Annotated in this window: 2 protein-coding genes; one reads left to right on the top strand and one right to left on the bottom strand. The window is 77.1% G+C overall.

What is annotated here, in order from left to right; all coding sequences use genetic code 11:
• Nucleotides 1–187 (bottom strand): TetR family transcriptional regulator (locus tag SSBG_RS12805; RefSeq protein WP_037869633.1); only part of this gene is annotated, 187 nt, incomplete at its 3' end.
• Nucleotides 188–260: 73 nt separating this feature from the next.
• Here SSBG_RS12805 and SSBG_RS12800 point away from each other — a divergent pair.
• Nucleotides 261–1,232: zinc-binding dehydrogenase (locus SSBG_RS12800; RefSeq protein ID WP_037869632.1), on the top strand; the 972-nt coding region annotated here is incomplete at its 3' end.

Raw genomic sequence — 1,232 nt, 5'->3', positions numbered from 1 at the left:
GCGTCCGCTTCGTGACGCCGGAGCGCTCGGCGATCAGGTCCACGCCCACGGCCGTGATGCCGGACGCGTAGAACAACTCCTCCGCCGCGGCGACGACGCGGCGCCCGGCGGGGGAGAGCGGCCGCCGCGGTGCCTCGGGGGCCGGGGGCCCGGCCGGGGCCCCCGGGGACGCTGGGTTCTCGGTCACGCGCGCTCCTCCACTGATCGGTGTACCGTACGACGAGTACACAGAACAGTATATCCAGGAGGTGGGCGGCGCGATGGCTGCGGCGAGGACCATGCGCGCGGTACGGATCACCGGGCACGGCGGCCCCGAGGTCATGCGGCTGGACGAGGTGCCCGTTCCCGTGCCGGGCGCGGGCGAGGTGCTCGTGGCGGTGCGTGCGGTGGCGCTCAACAACACGGACCTGTGGACGCGGGAGGGCGCCTACGGCACGCCCGGCGATCCCGAGGCGCTCTCGGGGTGGCGCGGGCCGCTCGACTTCCCGCGCGTGCAGGGCGCCGACGTCGCGGGCCGCGTCGCCGCGGTCGGCGCGGGTGTGGACGCGGCGCTCCTCGGGCGCCGCGTGGTCGTGGACCCCGCGCTCTACGACGGGGACGGGCCCGACGCCCACCCCGTGGGCCTCATGGGCAGCGAACGCGACGGCGGCTACGCCGAGTACGTGACGGCCCCGGCCGGCCAGGTCCACGACGTGACGGACTCACCGCTGGACGACGCCCAGCTCGCGAGCCTGCCGACCGCCTACGGCACGGCCCTCGGCATGATCGAGCGCGCCGGGCTCGCCGGGGGCGGCACGGTCCTCGTCACGGGCGCCTCGGGCGGCGTCGGCCTCGCGGCGGTGCAGCTCGCGCGGGCACGGGGCGCGCGGGTGGTCGCGCTGAGCAGCGGCACGAAGCTCGCGGCGGTACGGGAGGCGGGGGCGGATGCCGTCGTGGACCGGGCCGGGGACGTGCCCGCGCTGCTGCGCGAGGCGGCCCCGGAGGGCTTCGACGTGGTGCTCGACGTGGTCGCGGGCGCGCTCCTCGGCGACGGGTTGCCGCTGCTGCGCGAGGGCGGGTGCTGGGTCGTCGCCGGTGCCCTCGCGGGCTGGGCCGTGAGGCTCGACGTACGCCGCCTCTACCTGCACAACGCGCGGGTCATCGGCTCCGCGATGCACACGCGCACGCACTTCGCGCTGCTCATGGACCTGGCCCGGGCGGGCGCGGTGCGCCCGGTGATCGCGGCCTCGTAC

The organism is Streptomyces sp. SPB074, from assembly GCF_000154905.1.
Taxonomy (GTDB): Bacteria; Actinomycetota; Actinomycetes; order Streptomycetales; family Streptomycetaceae; genus Streptomyces.
Note: the sequence above shows the minus strand (reverse complement) of the source record. Positions and strands in the feature narration are given on the sequence as shown.